At 46.5% G+C, this 17,378-nt stretch carries 12 protein-coding genes and 1 pseudogene; all 13 read right to left on the minus strand.

Features of this window, described 5'->3' with window-relative positions; translation table 11 throughout:
- Nucleotides 1-137 precede the first annotated feature (137 nt).
- Entirely contained in the window at nt 138-437 is a 300-nt protein-coding gene (locus KTQ90_RS13705; RefSeq protein WP_254359520.1) for a hypothetical protein, read from the minus strand.
- 12 nt (nt 438-449) lie between these two features.
- Nucleotides 450-1,982 carry a WG repeat-containing protein gene (locus KTQ90_RS05520; RefSeq protein ID WP_217317521.1) on the minus strand — a complete coding sequence of 511 codons (1,533 nt, stop codon included), beginning with the start codon at nt 1,980-1,982 and terminating at the stop codon, nt 450-452.
- Between the two features lie 9 nt (nt 1,983-1,991).
- Nucleotides 1,992-3,410 carry an RNA-binding domain-containing protein gene (locus KTQ90_RS05525; RefSeq protein ID WP_217317522.1) on the minus strand — a complete coding sequence of 473 codons (1,419 nt, stop codon included), beginning with the start codon at nt 3,408-3,410 and terminating at the stop codon, nt 1,992-1,994.
- Nucleotides 3,411-4,109: 699 nt separating this feature from the next.
- A pseudogene (locus KTQ90_RS05530) lies at nt 4,110-5,315 on the minus strand (IS256 family transposase).
- Between the two features lie 227 nt (nt 5,316-5,542).
- Complete coding sequence (locus KTQ90_RS05535) at nt 5,543-8,917, minus strand: sacsin N-terminal ATP-binding-like domain-containing protein (RefSeq protein WP_217317523.1); 3,375 nt, start codon at nt 8,915-8,917, stop codon at nt 5,543-5,545.
- A 101-nt stretch (nt 8,918-9,018) separates the two neighbouring features.
- Nucleotides 9,019-9,867, minus strand: a complete 849-nt coding sequence (gene murI, locus KTQ90_RS05540; RefSeq protein ID WP_022157725.1) for a glutamate racemase — start codon at nt 9,865-9,867, stop codon at nt 9,019-9,021.
- A gap of 123 nt (nt 9,868-9,990) precedes the next feature.
- On the minus strand, nt 9,991-10,491 hold the full coding sequence (locus tag KTQ90_RS05545; protein ID WP_217317524.1) for an OmpH/Skp family outer membrane protein: 501 nt from the start codon (nt 10,489-10,491) through the stop codon (nt 9,991-9,993).
- A gap of 96 nt (nt 10,492-10,587) precedes the next feature.
- Nucleotides 10,588-11,091 (minus strand): OmpH/Skp family outer membrane protein, encoded by a 504-nt coding sequence (locus KTQ90_RS05550; protein WP_022157727.1) that lies wholly within the window; start codon nt 11,089-11,091, stop codon nt 10,588-10,590.
- 35 nt (nt 11,092-11,126) lie between these two features.
- The gene (locus KTQ90_RS05555) at nt 11,127-11,642 is read right to left on the minus strand and encodes an OmpH/Skp family outer membrane protein (protein ID WP_022157728.1); all 516 of its coding nucleotides are present in this window, start codon (nt 11,640-11,642) and stop codon (nt 11,127-11,129) included.
- Between the two features lie 75 nt (nt 11,643-11,717).
- Nucleotides 11,718-14,336 carry a BamA/OMP85 family outer membrane protein gene (locus KTQ90_RS05560; protein WP_217317525.1) on the minus strand — a complete coding sequence of 873 codons (2,619 nt, stop codon included), beginning with the start codon at nt 14,334-14,336 and terminating at the stop codon, nt 11,718-11,720.
- 41 nt (nt 14,337-14,377) lie between these two features.
- Nucleotides 14,378-15,115 carry an isoprenyl transferase gene (locus tag KTQ90_RS05565; RefSeq protein WP_217317526.1) on the minus strand — a complete coding sequence of 246 codons (738 nt, stop codon included), beginning with the start codon at nt 15,113-15,115 and terminating at the stop codon, nt 14,378-14,380.
- Between the two features lie 20 nt (nt 15,116-15,135).
- Complete coding sequence (porG, locus tag KTQ90_RS05570; RefSeq protein ID WP_217317527.1) at nt 15,136-15,819, minus strand: type IX secretion system protein PorG; 684 nt, start codon at nt 15,817-15,819, stop codon at nt 15,136-15,138.
- An 85-nt stretch (nt 15,820-15,904) separates the two neighbouring features.
- Nucleotides 15,905-17,332: a DUF6242 domain-containing protein gene (locus KTQ90_RS05575; protein WP_217317528.1), complete on the minus strand. Its 1,428-nt coding sequence runs from the start codon at nt 17,330-17,332 to the stop codon at nt 15,905-15,907.
- Between the last annotated feature and the right edge of the window lie 46 nt (nt 17,333-17,378).

Genomic DNA, 17,378 nt, shown 5'->3' on the forward strand with positions numbered 1-17,378 from the left:
ACAAGGATACATAAGATATGTTACACGGAGTTTGTTTCACTTTTCCCGACGGCACTCAGGTGAACATTAAACGTGTATATACTAGCATCGCAGATACGCTTACTAATAATGATTAGATATGGTTCATGTTCTCATCACTATCTTGGATCTAAATATAAACCTTCTCGGCAAACTATATTCTTTAAGGTTTCACAATTTAATGAGCAAGAAACATTGAGGTAATAATCATATCCAAATTTAATATGTAATTTATGCTCTTTATTGCATAATACAACATATATATATTCCCTCAAAGACAAACGTATTATGTCTGTAATCTTTTCTGTTTGTTTTAATTGCGTCTGGTATCTGTAAGCTATATCCGTTATCATATGTGATAAAATCCCATATTGGGTTTCTATCATCGCCCTAATATTTGTATATCCTTTTGCAATCATTTGTTTCCGTTATTAAAATCCTAATAAATCGTAGTCAACACCAGAACCAGGGTAATCGCCTTCCATTCCATCTGTTAGTGCATCCCAACGTTCTGCTTCATAGTTATGATAGGTATTATTATCTTGTTTATATTCTTCATAATCAATCCATTTTCCATTTTTATCAATATGTCCATTACCACCATAATCATTAACACTTGCAATTCCATCATTAAATGGATATGCCCACTGATATCGGAAAGGTATGACTGTTTCATTCATTTCATTTATGTATCCCCACTTATTTTTAAAAGCCACCGGTGCCAATCCCTCTGCAAAAGATTTTGCTTCAGAAAAACGGGAAGGGATAATCTGAATTCCGTACTTGTTAATATATCCCCATTTATCGAATTCTTTTACACCAGCCATTCCTTCCTTAAAATCCAATACTTCTATATATTTCCCTCCTACAAATTCACCATCTGAGTTTATAAATCTCCAATAAAAATGTTGATAAACAGCCGCCATACCATCAGAAAAAGGTCTTGCTTTCTCATAAATACAGTCAATAACTAAGTTGTTGCTTTTGTTAATATAACCCCACAAGCCATCATTTAAAACCAATATCAATTCCTCATTGGGTTTTATCATGAAATCTGGACAAAAGTGAACAGAATACCCACTCTGTTTCTCTCCGTGAAAATATTGGCATGGAATAATCTCTTTATTTTCTGACAAATCAAAAATACCCCAGTTCTCACCCTGACGTACTTGTATATATTTCCCATCTAAAGTTGCTAGTCCGTCATATTCTTTTTCGTTCATTGTAATACCATTTTCTATTGAAAGAATATTATATTTCAAAGTATCATCTGTTTTAGAAAACTTTGAAATAGCAACAACATGATTATTGAAAATAACTTCAATGTTATATACCTGCTCATTGATGGTAAAAAACTGATGTGATAGAACATCAAACACAGTACATGATTTTGCAGAATAACCAACAATATACCTATTATCGGCTGCGTACAAGAAATTCTGCCAGATATATTGTTTGTTTGTATGCAATACTATCCTATCGTAAACACAATTAAGTAGATATTGATTTGAATTGGCTATTTCAATCAAACCATACTTATTACCGTCTGTAATACATAAAAATCCCCTGTCTAATAAATTATTATTATCGGCATTACTAAAAGATGCAAAGCCTGGATATTGGCACGGTACAACAATTTTCCCAATTTCATTTACCAGACCATAACACCCATTTTTCTGTACAACTAAATAATGGTATGCAAAGTCAGGACCATATCTGTTATATTTAAAAATGTACGAGCAATCAAGGATCACTTTCAATTGTTTGTCTATCAATCCATAACCCTTATCTCCTTTTATTACTGCAAATCCATGAGTATCGAATGATGACATAATCTCTCCGATCTCATTATTTGATGAATCCATCAAAAAAGAATCAGTAAGCCCTATATCATTTTTGCGTTTTTCTATCCAATTTGAATTGGAGTGCTTTGTATAATCTGATTTGTTTAATTGTGAATTCATTTTTTTAATTTAGTTATTGCTGATTTGCCAATGACCACCTTTGTCGGAACCTATGCGTTGAATAATACCTTTATCAACCATCATCTTCAGACGACGCTTCACACTACTTTCATGAAGTCCCATTTTGTGTGAAATTTCGCTTCTACTTATTTGTGGCTTTTCCTTGATTAGTTCTAAAATCATTTTTATCTGGTCGCTTATCTGGTCGCTTACTGGTCGCTTCTGGTCGGATATAGTCTTTTCTTGCCCTTCCTCCAATACGTTAGCCCACACAGAAGCTCTCATGATGAAAGCGACCAAATGATATTGTGGTTCCTTCGTGCCAATGGCAGAAAGCTCACGACACATACGGTCAACTCCTTCACCGAACTCCTTTACATAGTCGTAGGCTTTCAGGTACTCGGCGATCTTGGGATTACGGGAAAAATGGGTGTGGCGGATATTGTCGGTGCGGACGATACCTGGCAGCTTACCGGGGGTCTCGAACACAAGTCGGTCATCAAACATCTTTATCTGTATCTCCGTTCCTTTGATGCTATAATCGCGGTGGCAAACCGAGTTTACCGTCATCTCTTGTATCACGAACTTAGGATATTCCCTGTCGGTCTTGAAGAGTCCGTCCTCACCGAGATAGGAATGTTCCTTCACTTGCGTTTCGAGGTAGTCGATGGTTTTCTGTATCTGGTCGAGGATGCGCCCCTCGAAGGTGACATCCTTGATGACGTTCATTTCCCTGCCGACTTTCTCTTCCGTACCATAGTACTTGATAAAACGGACACGGGCACGAGGGAAAAAGTTCTGGGGATTCTTACCGAAGAGCAAGATGCAGGCAGTGCTGACTTGTGGTACATCGCCCTTGTAAGTCAGGAATCCTTTGTTCTCTTGCAGGTATTCCATTGGAGACTTGCCATAACCAATGCGCTTCATATATGCTTTTACGGCATCTATGTCGATATCCTCGATAGTGGCATCGTAGGCAGGGCTGTCCTCATAGTATCGTTCACCCTTGTCATACATCAGTTGCAGACGTTCCTCAAAGGGTAGCTTACGCGACTTGTCGCCCACCCGCCAAAACACCTCATCGGCTTGGTTGGCATGGAGGCGAGGACTGGCCGGGACATGGATTATCAGTATGTGGTTGTCATTGCCCTCGCTGTCTTGGCAAGGCATGAACTCTGTCGTAACAGAAATGGTGGGTACACAGAAATCAAACGGAGTGCGAAGTATCTCGTTCAAATGAGCCTTGTCTTGGTTGACACCCTCGATACGGCGAGTCTTGTCGGATATACCTACGGCTATCATGCCGCCATCGGCATTTGCCATAGCGACAATAGTGTTGGCGAGAGCCTTCGGTTCTATATGAATGCTCTTGCAGTCGAAAGTCTGCCCTTCGGGCATCTGACGTATCTCTTCGATAGTATATCTCATATTCTGTTCATTCCACTTTTGTATGGCAAATCAACTCGTGTATATCCACATTGAGAACATCGGCTATTTGTGCCAATGTCTTCAAGTCGAGTTGTGCGTGGTTGTTGCATCACTTCGATACTGTGGCAGGGTCCTTATGCAATGTCTTTGCTAACCATTTACTCATAATACCTCTTTCTGCCAATACGGTCTTGACACGATTTAAATCCGCCATGCTTCAATTATTTGTTGTGTTTGTCGCAAAGTTACTGCTTTTAACCGGGAATAAAGATTATATCCACATAAAGTTGCCCAAAAGAGTGTTATTTTCTCAAATACAAGGCATTTGACTTTATACCTCTTTTATATACAGGCAATAAGGTAAAGTTATCTGTATATAAGAGAATGGGTATAGTTTCAACTGCATCCCATTCTATTTTCTCTTTTGACAGCGTCCACTTATTTCTCGTCTCTTCCATCATTTTGTTAGGCAACTATATACTTTTAGGTACAAAATAGTTGAAAATGGCAATTACAGAATTGTTGTCTAAAAACATGTACTTACCATGACACATTACGCATAAAAACAAAAAGAGAGAGATAAGAGGCAAAGAATAAAAAACAGAGCCGTGACACAGTTCAGTTTTTTATTATTTCCCTCTTATTTGTGTGCAGATTTCATATCTGCATACAAATAAGAGGAGCCTTTCACAGGCAAAATTACATAATCTTGAATCTATCTCCAAATTTTATAGCAAGTTGTTGTGATATCAGTGCCCAATTAGACAGGGGCATAGTCCATTTCCCACTAATGTCTCGATAGGCAAGATACACAAGTTTTTCAAGTGCGGTGTCTGACGGGAACACACCCTTGTTCTTCGTTACCTTGCGCACCTGACGGTGATAACCCTCAACCGTATTGGTTGTGTAGATAAGCTTGCGGATGGCAGGGGTATACTGGAAATATTCCGTAAGACGCTCCCTGTTGTCGCGCCAGGATTTGATTACTATTGGGTACATCTCACCCCATTTTTCATCAACCATGTCAAGCTGTGCTAATGCAGAATCCTTGCTTACAGCACCATATACGGTCTTGAGATCCTTCAGAAACTCTTTCTGATGCTTGCTTCCTACATACTTGATTGAGTTACGGATTTGGTGGACTACACATAGCTGAACGGAGGTTTCAGGGAATACACTTTGGATGGCGTCAGGGAATCCCTTAAGACCGTCTACGCAACAAATCAGAATATCACGTACACCACGGTTTTGAAGGTCGGTCATAACATCAAGCCAGAAGTTAGCACCCTCACTCTCAGATATATACATACCAAGAAGATCCTTGTGACCAGACTTGTTTATACCTAATACGTTGTATATTGCACGAGTGACTGCACGACCCTTATCGTCCTTTACCTTGTAGTGAATGGCATCAAGCCAGCAAATGGCATAGACGGGGTCAAGCATACGTGACTTCCAGGCTGTTATTTCGGGAAGAACTCGGTCGGTTATAGAGCTGATGGTTTCGGCTGAAAGGGTTGTGTTAAACTCACGCTCAAAGTACTTGCTTATATCACGAGTGCTTGTACCAAGGGCATACATGTTGATGATTTGATCTGCCATACCTTCAGCAAGAATGGTCTCACGCTTCTTGACCGTTTCCGGTTTGAAGGAGCCGTCACGGTCACGAGGCGTTTCTACTGTCACCTCTCCATACTTTGTCTGTACGGTCTTGCTCATCTTGCCGTTACGACGATTGCCAGAACTGCGGTCAGCACTATTAAGGTGGGCATCCATCTCACCTTCTAAGGCTGCTTTTAGGATACGTTATAGCATAGGAGCCAAAGCTCCGTCTTTACAAAAGAGTGCTTCACCGCTACGCAGCTGCTGGGCTGCTTTCTTGTAGTCTATTTCCAAATTGTCCATATCATAAAAACTGTGTTAAACTATTATTATTATAGCCTGACACAGTTTATTTTACACTCTCCGACAGCAATAATTCCAATCAATGTGCATAATCCAATTCCTAAGGTCATGTACTTCCCCAAGCAATATACTGCGAGAAAATCTTTCCAAATACTCTGTCATTTCAGTGATGCCATTTATCAAATCACTATAATTAGCACGTTCAAGCGCATTTACACATTGATGTTTTAAGATGCAGATTTTTGACGTTGCAGTTCTTGCTTGATTCTGTCCTTCAGAGAGTCTATGAACGATTCAAAAGTTTTGCCTTCATGCAGAATCACATCTTGCGAAATGAGAACTTGATAACCACCAGCTATATGTACCTTGTCATCATTATTCAGGGTCGCATCCTTCAACCGCTCGTTAAGTTTGCCGATATTATCTAAAACTGCAATTCTAGGCTTTATTTCATCAAAACTTGGATATTCATGTCTTCTCACCCGATCCATATCATAACCAACCATATCTGTTGCCAGCAAAGCGTAGTTATCACTATTCTCATAAGAACGTCTATGCTGCATTGTACTCATCAGTACAGAACGATTACTTGTCCATCTTGATTTGATTTCAAAGTAATAGAAGTCATTTCCATTGAGACGTAATATCAAATCCTGACCACCTTGCTCGTTAGTTACAGGTTCTGGAATTTCCAAAACATTTTCACCCAGTTCTTCGTTGAGTTCCTTCAGTAAAATGTCCTCTACGTAGTTACCAAGTTCCTTCTTGAAATAGAAATCGTTAGCTTCTCTTGCTTCTTGATCAATAATTTCTTTGCTAATCCTTAGAATATGGTCAAAATCCGGATCGTTCACAAGATTTGCTATTGCCTTCAGTTTGGAATCATCCTCCACTTTCATCAATGTGAAGATGCTGTCTTTCTTTGTCTGGCTTTGGATGATGGAAAACATTATCTGCCCTTTTTTATTGTCTATGTCACTAAATAATGCATGCCACTGCTCACTTTCTATTCCGCCATTCGTAAGTTTCTCTATAATCTCTACAATCAGTTTCTGGTGCTCGTACGTTGTAATAGAATAGCCTTTATTCTGCACTTCCTTCTCAATTTCTTGACATTGGACGTGTCCCTCAAGTACATTTGTACCAACAAACCACTTGGAATAATCCTCATCAACGATGTCTTTCTTGATGCTTGAAGATCTGTTTATATCAGTTACTTTATTGATAATAGTGTCGTATATTTCCAAAGCACGTACAGGAAGAGCTGGTGATTTTTTCTTCAACCATTCTGCATATTTGTAATTGCCTTGCTGATCTGGATACACTTGATAGTACGACAGGTAACTCTTAGTATCAGAATAACTGTACACAAGTTCAACCATCTGTTTTACCCATGTAGCCTTTGTAATCTTGTCACTCATCAATGTGAATTTGAAGAGCGAATCATATATCAAAGTTGTATAGAACTGGCGGACATCTAGGTCATACTTCTTATTTAATCGTACAACATTCTTTTGTAAGCTTATTTCATAGAATTCTGCTATTACCGGTAGCAACTTAGCAGAAATAGCCTCGCTATCCTCTGGCAACAAAGACTTATAGAGATTGAGTATGACAGCAACCGCATCATCACTAAGCTTCTTAGTCTCATAATTGCTTGCATTGAAAAGCTGTGCTGATTGAGGGTATTGTAGGTCATGTTGCTTGTAGGTCATAATAGAACCTCGTACTCCATTCTGCTCTGTGTTATGATTGTTTATGTAGTTTGTAATACTCTCCTTGGCTTTTGCATAATCAAATACAGTATCATTTACAACATCAAAGAAGTCCGAATGTGCAAAATTATCTACAGTATCTGTGTCCATCAAAGATAGAGCTTCCTTCACCACATTATCGAAATCTGCGGGTTTCAGCAGATGTGCTTTTTTCTGGAGTTTTAGCACTTCATTCGGTATTAAAGTGTAGGTGTCGAGTAAGCCATCCTGATAATCAAAAATGTACTTATCAATCTTGTGGAGCCAAGAAAGGTCATTGGCCGCTATCGTTAGCTTTGAGATAACAGCAGCTAGTGATGTTATCGTGAACTGGTGACCGTTCTTTTCTTCTTCATCTTGATACCAACGATTGATCGTGTTGCTCCAATATACCATATCCTCCTTCTTTGGAACAATCCAAGTGTTCAGTTTTGCAAACAATCCATAAATAGCATCAAGAAGTTCTGAGTCTTCTTCACAATCCTTGGCTAATGTCTCATCCAACACTTTCGTTTCACTGACAAAATGCTTGGCAGAATCTGTGCCATCTACAATGCATAGATTCTCGAATTTGTTTCGCCAAAATGCTTGCAAAGTACTGTAGTATTCACTCAACTTATTATCTGCTTGTCGTGTCTTAAATGATGCTCTGCACAAATATTTAGCATCACGTAAGATTGTTACTTTCTTGTCAATGAACTGACAGATAAGTTTGTTCGCAAGGTCTATGATGCTTCTATTAGCTGCAGCCTGGTCATCGTTATTCTGTCCATTGCCCACTAATCGTAAGCTATCGCGGCTATCCTTATCGCATGTAAACAGAGAAGAATGAAGCAAGTAATTGAATCCCCATTCTTCAGTACCTAACAGAGGTAGATAAATATACACTTGTGGCAATGTCTTGTCGAAACGTATCACACGTAATGCGCCATCTCCATCTTCTGTGATTGGTAAAGTTACGACCACTTTACTGCGTTTGGGCTCATTATCGGTTTCTTCGTTACTGATTATGCAATATATGTAATAGTCTTTATCATTTTCACCAGCGTTAGTGTTTTTTGTACGATGAACCTTTGTCTTGCAAATCTTGCCATCGGTCAAATTTTCGACAAAGTCCATTTTTTGACGTTCTCGCACATAAGTGACTTTTTCACCTGTCAACTTATCATCGAAGCAGATACTCTCAACATTAGAATTTATACTTAAAACGAAAGGCACCATGTCTGGCGCATCCTTGAATGCGCTCTCAGCATTCAATTGTGCTTGTTTGCCTTCATGCTGGTAACTGAACTGAGTATATTCAAATGGCTTCTCTGTAGTTTGTGAGAAGTCCTTCCCCCAGTTCTGAGTTTCATTCCATTGAGCTTTCAGTTTTTCTCGCATAACTTCCTTGTCTGTAGCAGATCTGTCAATTTCGAAATCAGATATTTTGTAGTACCGAGGAAATTGTTCAGAAGTAAGAAGTGGTGCAGTCAGCTTGAATTTCAAGCCAAACAGATGAGTTGTCAAGAATCCTGTTCCATACTGACCTACCTGCACATTGTTGCTGCTAACCTTGGAACTTGTTTGCATAATTAATGCCTCTATAGTCTTATGGGTAAATGGTATGCCATCGTGAATAAAATCTAAAGAATTATCATTGCGAGTAAAAACAATCTTAGCCCTTTTTCCATCACACACAACATCACGTGCATTCTGCACCAACTCCCAAATGGCACGGACAGGACGGATACCGCCATTGTTGCCTATACCTGTTATAATATCACGTGCAGGTTTGCCCCACGTTGTTTCATCATGTGCTTCTTCTTGAGATTTTTGTACTGAAGCAATATATTCTTCTGTTGTCATATTTCTTTTGTTTTTTACCAATACTCTGTTAATTCGTAGCTACTCACCCCCACAGCATAAGATAGTCAAGTAAGTACTCACCATCAACACCAATAGAACCCTTACATCTTCTCGCTGTCAATATTCACATGATTGACATTGACGTCTTCGTGTAGGAAGATGCGTGCTGTTTCGCGGAAGCGTTCTTCGCTTTCTGTGGTGAAATAGCGGCATGTGCCGCCTTTTGTGAGCTTTTGCTCCATCTCGGGATGACGGTTGAGGTAGTCGGCAAGCGAGTTGGCTACGTAGGTGCCCTGCGCCATTATGCGCACTCCGTCTGGAACGTTCTTCACAACCGAACTCATGAGCAGCGGATAGTGGGTGCAACCGAGGATGATGGTGTCGACGAGCGGATCCTTGCGCATCAGTTGGTCGATGCGCTTCTTCACGAAGTAGTCGGCGCCGGGCGAGTCTGCTTCGCCGGCTTCTACTATCGCTGCCCAGAGCGGGCAGGCAACGCCCGAAACCTCAATATCGGGGAAGAGTTTCTGAATCTCTATCTTGTACGAATCGCTCTTGATTGTGCCTTCTGTGGCGAGTATGCCCACATGACGTGTCTTTGTTAGTTTGCCAACCTCCTCTGCCGTTGGGCGGATGACGCCAAGCACGCGACGGTCGGGGTCGAGCACGGGCAGATCGCGCTGCTGAATGCTGCGCAGCGCTTTTGCTGAGGCTGTGTTGCAGCCAAGGATGACGAGGTGGCAACCCATGCTGAAGAGTTTCAGAACCGCTTGACGCGTGAACTGGTAGACCACTTCGAAGGAGCGCGAGCCGTATGGGGCGCGTGCGTTGTCGCCGAGGTACATATAGTCGTACTGTGGGAGAAGTTGGCGGATGCCGTGAAGGATGGTGAGTCCGCCGTAACCAGAGTCGAAAACACCGATTGGACCGGGATTAGAGGGAAATGGCATGATTTTCTATTTTATATAAAGCGAAAATTGATAATTGAAACCTGTGGCAGCCGTGTATTTACGGCGGTCAGCAATTTCAATTATCAATTTTCTTTTTTCCTAATATGTAGCAGCTTTCTGCCTTTAGTTCAGCGCCTCTTTGATAAGCTCTGTAGCGTCTTCGCCCATTTCGGGGTTGACGTACGGGCAGGCGTCGCCGTCGGTGTTGAGGATGAAGGCGTAGCCCTGAGCCTGACCTACCTTTGTGAGGGCATTGTAGAGCTTGTTCTTCACCGGCGCGAAGGCGTCTGTCTCTGCCTGCTTCAGAAGGCGCTGCGACTCGTTCTTGAAGTTGATGTTCTTCTGCATCATCTCCTGGAGTTCAGCCTGGCGCTTGCGCAGGATGGCAGGCACGAGGTCTTTCTGTACGTCGAGAAACTCTTCGTATTTGCTGTTGAACTCGTCTTCAGCGCGCTTCATCTCTGCGTCGTACTTCTGTCTCAGATTGTCGATGCTGCGCTGTGCCATGACATAGTCGGGCATTGATTTGAGAACGTTGTCGAAACTGAAATAGCCGAAGCGTGTCTGTGCGTTCGCCGTGAGCGAGAGTACGCCGAGCACGATGAGAAGGAACAATTTCTTCATGTCTTTTGCTGCTTTATATTGTTGTCAATTGAATAGTAATGGTTGAGTGTGCGGCTGCCGTGGCAGCCGCTGCTTGCGTAAGAGAGCTGTGCTTTCTTACTTTGTTGTCTTGTTGAGCTGAGCCTTAACCTCTGCTGTAACGTCCTTGCTGAGAGTCTCGCTGATGTAAGGTATGCCGCTTGTTACGTCCATGATGTAAACGTAGCCGCCTGCCTTGCCTACAGCCTTGATAGCCTCAACGAGCTTGTTTGTGATAGGGCTGATCTTGTCCTGCTGGAGCTTGCCGAGAGCCTGCTGGTTGTCCTGCGCTGTCTGCTGGATCTTCTGGTACATCTGAGAGAGGCTATCCTCGGTCTCTTTGCGCTTTGTCTCGTTCATTGTAGACTTGTTCTTCTCGTAGTCCTCGTACTTGCGCTGCATTTCGTCCTGCATAGCCTTGAGGTCGTTGTCGTACTGCTTTGCCTGTGCTTCTACCTCGCCGCGAGCCTTGATGAACTCAGGCATAGAAGCCATGATCTCCTGTGCGTTTACGTGACCGAACTTCTGTGCGAATGTTGCCATTGGCATGAACAACATAAGCATTAAAATCAATTTCTTCATTTTTGCTTTTTATTTTTTTGTTATTAATTATTTCTTTAGTTGGCGTAGCCCAGTTTCTGCAGCACTTCGTTGCTGATGTCAGCCTTTGGCGAACCGTAGATTACGCCGGTGTTGCTTGAGCGGTCGAGCACGAGCGAGTAGCCGCGCAGCTCTGCTATCTCCTTAACGGCGGTGTATATCTCCTCCTGGATAGGCGACATGAGGCTTTCGCGCTTCTTGAAGAGTTCGCCTTCCGGTCCGAAATACTTGCGTTTGAGGTCGCTGGCGTCCTTCTCCTTCTTCATGATTGCCTCCTGGCGTGCCTTCTTCTGCTCCTGCGAGAGGAAGACCATCTCGTTCTGATAGTTCTTGTACATGGTAGACGCCTCGGTGTTGAGCGCCTCCACCTCAGCCTGCCATTTCTTCGACACCTGGTTGAGTTGCTCGTTGGCGCGCTCGTATGCAGGTATGTTCTTCAGAACGTACTCCATGTCGAGTAGCGCGTACTTCTGTGCGTTTGCCGTCAGCGCTGCCGAGAGCGTGATGAGGCATACTAATAAGAACTTCTTCATTTTGTTTCTGTTTATTCTTTTGTTTTAAGCGTTGCGCGCCGACCGTTGCGTGTGTTGCGCCGGTCGGTGCGGCTGTTAGAATTCCTGACCGAGGATGAAGTGGAACTGCGATCCGCCCTTCGTTCCGAATACCTTGTCGAAGCCGTAAGCCCAGTCGATACCCATCATACCCACCATCGGGAGGAAGATGCGCAGACCTACGCCGGCAGAGCGCTTCATATCGAACGGGTTGAACTTGCGAGTTTCGGTCCAAGCGTTACCGCCTTCGATGAATCCGAGGCCGTAGATAGTGGTATTGCCGAGCAGGAACGGGTAGCGCAGCTCGAGCGTCATGCGGTCGTATGCGTAGCCTTCGTGGCCGTACGGTGTGAGCGATCCGTTCTCGTATCCGCGCAGACCGATGGTCTCCTCGGCGTACGATGTAGAGTAGCCGGTCATGCCGTCACCACCCATGTAGTAGGTCTCGAACGGCGACTTCTTCCACTTGTTGAACGAGCCGAGCAAGCCGAACTCTACGCGTGTCATGAGCACGAGGCATTTCTGTCCGCTTGTGAGTGCGGTGAACATGCGGCCCTTGAACTTCCACTTGTGGTATTCTACCCAGCGGTACTTCTCCTGCTGTTCGCGGTTGTATGTAGCCGACTTCGGGTTGTTGGCGAGGTTCTTGTAGTCCTTGCCGTCCCATGCCGACCACGGCGGGGTGATAGTTACCGAGGCTGTGAACTCAGAGCCGCGGCGCGGGAAGAGCTGGTTGTCGGTAGAGTTGCGCGAGAGCTGTATGCTGAGGTTGAGGTTGTTGGAGTTGCCGTTGGTCATGAGGAAGTAGCTCCAGTTCTTCAGCATGTAGCGTGTGTACTGCAGCGAGAGCGACAACTGGAAGAAGTCGTCTGGCCAGCGCAGCTGCTTGCCCCATCCGAGCGAGAATCCGAACAGCTTCACGTACTTGTCGGGGTCGTAGAAGCTCTCGTAGTTGTTGTAGCCGTTATAGTTGCCGTAGCCGTACATATAGTTATAGTAGTTGTTGAAGTAACCACTATTATAGTAGTTGCTCGACACGTCGGTCTGCTTAGAGAAGTAGGCGCCTACCGAGAACTGTATCGGTCGTTTGCCTCCGAACCAGTTGGTAGAGTACGACATGTTGTACGACTGGTAGTATGTACCGTTGGTCTGTGCTCCGATAGAGAGCACCTCGCCGTCGCCTACGGGCAGGAATCCGCGGCGCTCCTTGTTCTTTCCGAAGAGGTTGCGCATAGAGAAGTTGTTGAGCTTCAAGCCGATGCGTCCGATGACGCCGGTCTGTCCCCATCCGAGCGAGAACTCAATCTGGTCGTTCGACTTCTGCTCGAGGTTCCAGTTGATGTCTACGGTTCCGTTCTCGGGGTCGGGCTTCGGGTCTGGGTTCACCTTCTCGGGGTCGAAGTGGCCCATTGATGCGATCTCGCGTGCCGAACGCTGCAGAGCCTCCTTAGAGAAGAGGTCGCCAGGCTTTGTACGCAGTTCGCGGCGCACCACGTTCTCGTACAGACGGTCGTTGCCGTTGATGCGCACGTGGTTGATGTGTGCCTGCGGACCCTCGAAGATACGCATCTCGAGGTCGATAGAGTCGCCCACGATGTTCACCTCTGTCGGGTGGAGCGAGTAGAAGAGGTAGCCGTTGTTCCAGTAGTTGTTGCCCACAGCGTCCTCGTCTTCGGTGAGTCGCTTGTTCATAAGCTTCTGGTTGTAGACGTCGCCCTTCTTCATGCCGAGCACGGCAGCGAGATAGTCGGAGCTGTATATCGTGTTGCCCACCCATGTGATGTTGCGCACGTAGTACTTCTTGCCTTCGTCCACCTTCACGCGCATGCTCACGTGCTTTTCGTCGACGTTCCACACCGTGTCGCTCACGATGTATGCGTCGCGGTAGCCCAGCTCGTTGTACTTGTCGATGAGCTTCTGCTTGTCGTTCTTCCAGCGTTCGGGCGTGTATTTCTTCTTGAACTTCAGGAGCGTAGCCATCTTGCCCGCCTCGTGAGTCTCCTTGAACACACCTTTCTTTATGATGTTACCCTTTATCTTGCTTGTGGCGAGCGCCTTGTTGCCCTCGATGAAGATGTCGCGCACCTTCATCTTCTGCTTTTTGTCGATGATGACGTCGAGAATCACCTGGTTCTTGTTAGCCACGTCGTCGCGTTGCACGATCTGTATGTCGGCGTTCTTGAAGCCCTTCTCGTCGAAGTATTTCTTTGCGAGAATCTTCGCGCGGTCTATCATGTTAGGTGTAATCTGTGCGCCCTTGAGCAGTCCGAGCTTCTCCTCCATGTCCGTACGCTCCGACTTCTTCAGTCCGACGTAGTTGATGGTAGACACGCGCGGACGCATCTGCAGATGGATGTGCAGATAAGCCTTGTCGTTTACGAGCGAGTCGACAGAGATAGATACCTCTGAGAAGAGTCCGTACTTCCAGTAGTGCTTCACGGCGTCGGTGATAGCCTCGCCAGGCAGTTCTATCTGTTGTCCGATAGAGAGTCCGGAGATGCCAGTGAGCATGTAGTCCTCGTAGCCTTCCGCTCCCGACACGGCGAGTCCGCCGAGTGTCACAGTGCGCGGGGTTCCTGCATACGAGATGTCGGGGTATGTAATCTTGTCCTGCGCTTGGGCTGCGAAGCTGCTTACAAGGATGCAGGCTGTTGTCAACACCTTAATTATATTCATCGTTTTTCTCTTGATTGTTCTTTTTCTGATTATTGAGGGGTTTATTTTTGCTCAGCCTCCACTTGCGCCTCTGTCTTTCCGAAGCGTCGCTGGCGTCGCTGGTAGTCGGCGATGGCTTGGTGCAGACCTTCTTCGTCGAAGTCGGGCCAGAAGGTGTCGCAGAAGTACAGCTCCGAGTAGGCTATCTGCCAGAGCAGGTAGTTGCTTATGCGCTGCTCGCCGCCGGTGCGTATGAGCAGGTCGGGGTCGGGCATGAAGCTCGTTGTCATGTGTTCGGAGATGAGCTGCTCGTTGATGTCGGCGTCCTGAATCTTGCCTGTAGCGAGATCGGCTGCTATCTCTCGTGTAGCCTTCACAATCTCCCAGCGCGACGAGTAGCTGAGCGCTACAACCATCGTCATCGCCGAGTTGTGGGCTGTGTGGTCCATGGTCTCCTGCAGCTTCTGCTGCACCTCCTTCGGCAGGCGCTCTATGTCGCCGATGACCTGGAAGCGCACGTTGTTCTTCATGAATATCTCGTCCTCAAGCGATGTGAGCACAAGACCCATGAGCGCAGCCACCTCGGTAGCGGGGCGGTTCCAGTTCTCGGTAGAGAAGGTGTAGAGCGTGAGATACTTCACGCCGAGGCGCGTACACTCTGATGTGATGCGGCGCACGGCGTCTACTCCTGCCTGATGGCCGAAGCTGCGCGGCTTGCCTCGCTCTGCTGCCCAGCGTCCGTTGCCGTCCATGATGATGGCGATGTGCTGGGGTATGTTGGTTGTATCGAGTTTTTCCATATTCTGTTTTTTTTGAGGGGCTACTCATCCGCATTATGGCAGGTGCGGCATTTCGCCATGAAGCTGTACGTCAGCGTGAGCTGGAACGCCGAGTAGCAGTCGGTGTTCTTGAAGAGTCCGCTGCTCTCTATGTTGTACGGGTCCTTCACGCCGTCGAGTTTGTCGCTGAGCGAGAAGTGTACAGCCCATTCGAGTCCGAGGTTCAGTCGCGGTCCTATCTTGTACTTCACGCCCAAGCCGAGCGGCACGTTAGCCGTGAACACGTTGTTGCCGCCGCCCGTTACGAACGTGGCACCCAGTCCGCCGAAGACGAACGGCGTGAAGCGCTTCGCTCCGCGGTAGTCGCGACCGGTGCCGTAGGGCCAGAAGTTGTATTCGTACGTCACGCTGGCGTCTACGAGCGTGTTGCTGAACGAGTAGGGGTTGCCAACGAAGTCGGGGTAGTAGGTTTTCACGTCCTTTGACGAACCGGTCAGCTTGCCGTACATCGCCGCCATCTTCACGCCCATGTACGGGTTGAATATGCGGCGCAGGACGACCGAGCCGCCCATCTGCATGTTGCTCAGCACGCTGCCGTTGAAGTCGCCCTCGTACGACACGAGACCTACGCCCGCACCAATCTCCATGCGGTATTCGTCGTCGGTCTGCGCCTTAGCCGTCGCAAACGTCAGAGTCATCAAGAGAAGGGTGAGGATTTTCTTCATTGTCATTAGAGTGCAACCTGTCGGTTCTTTATTCTGTGAGACCGGTCGGGTACTGTCTAACCGTTAGCCTGGTCTGTTCTTTTTTTTATTCTATGAAATCGGTCTGCTCTTTCTTCCATCCGAGGCGGTTGATTCTTCCGCGCCATGTCGAGCCGCTCTTTGCGTTGACGATCCAGATGAAGTTGTCGCTGTCTACGGTGAGCGCCATTCTCGGTGCGTTCAGAGCATTGGTGCCGAGCGTGAGGTCAGCCGGAACGCTGAGCGTAGTGTCCTTCGCCCATGTGAGTCCGCCGTCCTTTGAGCTGTAGAGTTTGGCGTCGATGTCGCTTGAGCCGTCGGGAGTGCCTAAGGCGTATGTCTTGCCGTCGTATGTAGCCACGCTCATGTTTTTGAGCTTCGGCAGAGCGTGCTTGTTGTCAGCCGACACCTCGTAGTATGTCCAAGGCTGGTTCTCGCTGTGCGCTGCGCCTTCGTCCACCTTGCCCCATACAGCCATCTTGCCGTCGGCTGTTGTGCCGTAGAGCGTCACGCGGTAGCTGTCGTTGTTGGTTACGAGCGCGTTGCATGTATACGAGTGGTTGGTCACGGGCAGGAATGCTGCGTCGCTGTCGATGGTAGCCACGGTCCATGTGGCGCCGTTGTCGGCAGAAGCCACGAGCTGACCCTCGGCGTTGTAGCCGTAGAGACGCAGCGGACTTGCTGCCACGAGCTTCTTCACGCCGGTAACTGAGCCGGTCTGGTGCCAGTTGTTGCCGTCTGTGGTGCAGATGATGTTGCCGCCGTGGCTCAGATATACCTTGTCGTCTTTCGTCACCACGCCCTCATAGGCGTCGGCAGCAAGCACTCCGTTGAAGTTGGGCGTAGCCGCTCTCCAAGTCTGTGCGTCGTTCATCACGTATACGCGTGTCTGTCTGCCGTCGGTGCCGAAGAGGAAGAGGCGCACGCCGCCCTCGGCGGTCTTCACGGCGCAGGTCTTCACGGCTGTGAGCTGCTCTATCTCGGCGTTCTTAGCCATCGGTTTCCAGAAGAAAGAGTCGGCCTGCTCCTTGTGTATGTTCACCTTCACCTTGTACTTGCGCAGCTGCTTGCCCGAGTTGCTCATCACCTGCAGCTCGCGCTCCTGCGAGAAGTCGAGCGAGTCGGTTCCGCTGATGTACTCCAAGCTCTCGTCCTTCAGGCTCTTTATCAGCACCGCCATCGAGTTGAGTCCGGTAGCTGTGCAGACGAGCTTCTTGGCGTCTACGCCGCAGGGCAGCGAGTCGGGATTGTAGATGGTGTTGTTGCTTTGGTCGATGCAGAACTTGTAACTTGTGTACGACGAAGTGACGGTGTATACACTGTCCTTGCCTTCCTTCTTGGTCTTGGTATGGATGTATCGTTTTGCTCCCGTCACAGAGAAAGATGTGATGGCGCTGTCGTCGGTGTACACGTATTCGTTGTCGTCATTAAGGCACGATGCGAGTGCAAAAACCGCCATGAACAGCATGGCAAAAGCTGCAAACTTATTTTTCATTCTTCCTAAACTTATTGTTTTTAGCTGCAAATTTAATCAGAAATCT

This window comes from Leyella stercorea (genome assembly GCF_019052365.1).
GTDB lineage: Bacteria > Bacteroidota > Bacteroidia > Bacteroidales > Bacteroidaceae > Prevotella.

Bases quoted from the DNA above. Each gene is read 5' to 3' on its own strand.
- KTQ90_RS05565 (WP_217317526.1), bottom strand. From the start codon at position 15,115: ATGGAAAAACTCGATACAACCAACATACCCCAGCACATCGCCATCATC.
- KTQ90_RS05555 (WP_022157728.1), bottom strand. From the start codon at position 11,642: ATGAAGAAGTTCTTATTAGTATGCCTCATCACGCTCTCGGCAGCGCTG.
- KTQ90_RS05560 (WP_217317525.1), bottom strand. From the start codon at position 14,336: ATGAATATAATTAAGGTGTTGACAACAGCCTGCATCCTTGTAAGCAGC.
- KTQ90_RS05535 (WP_217317523.1), bottom strand. From the start codon at position 8,917: ATGACAACAGAAGAATATATTGCTTCAGTACAAAAATCTCAAGAAGAA.
- KTQ90_RS13705 (WP_254359520.1), bottom strand. From the start codon at position 437: ATGATTGCAAAAGGATATACAAATATTAGGGCGATGATAGAAACCCAA.
- KTQ90_RS05545 (WP_217317524.1), bottom strand. From the start codon at position 10,491: ATGAAGAAATTGTTCCTTCTCATCGTGCTCGGCGTACTCTCGCTCACG.
- murI (WP_022157725.1), bottom strand. From the start codon at position 9,867: ATGCCATTTCCCTCTAATCCCGGTCCAATCGGTGTTTTCGACTCTGGT.
- KTQ90_RS05525 (WP_217317522.1), bottom strand. From the start codon at position 3,410: ATGAGATATACTATCGAAGAGATACGTCAGATGCCCGAAGGGCAGACT.
- porG (WP_217317527.1), bottom strand. From the start codon at position 15,819: ATGAAGAAAATCCTCACCCTTCTCTTGATGACTCTGACGTTTGCGACG.
- KTQ90_RS05520 (WP_217317521.1), bottom strand. From the start codon at position 1,982: ATGAATTCACAATTAAACAAATCAGATTATACAAAGCACTCCAATTCA.
- KTQ90_RS05575 (WP_217317528.1), bottom strand. From the start codon at position 17,332: ATGAAAAATAAGTTTGCAGCTTTTGCCATGCTGTTCATGGCGGTTTTT.
- KTQ90_RS05550 (WP_022157727.1), bottom strand. From the start codon at position 11,091: ATGAAGAAATTGATTTTAATGCTTATGTTGTTCATGCCAATGGCAACA.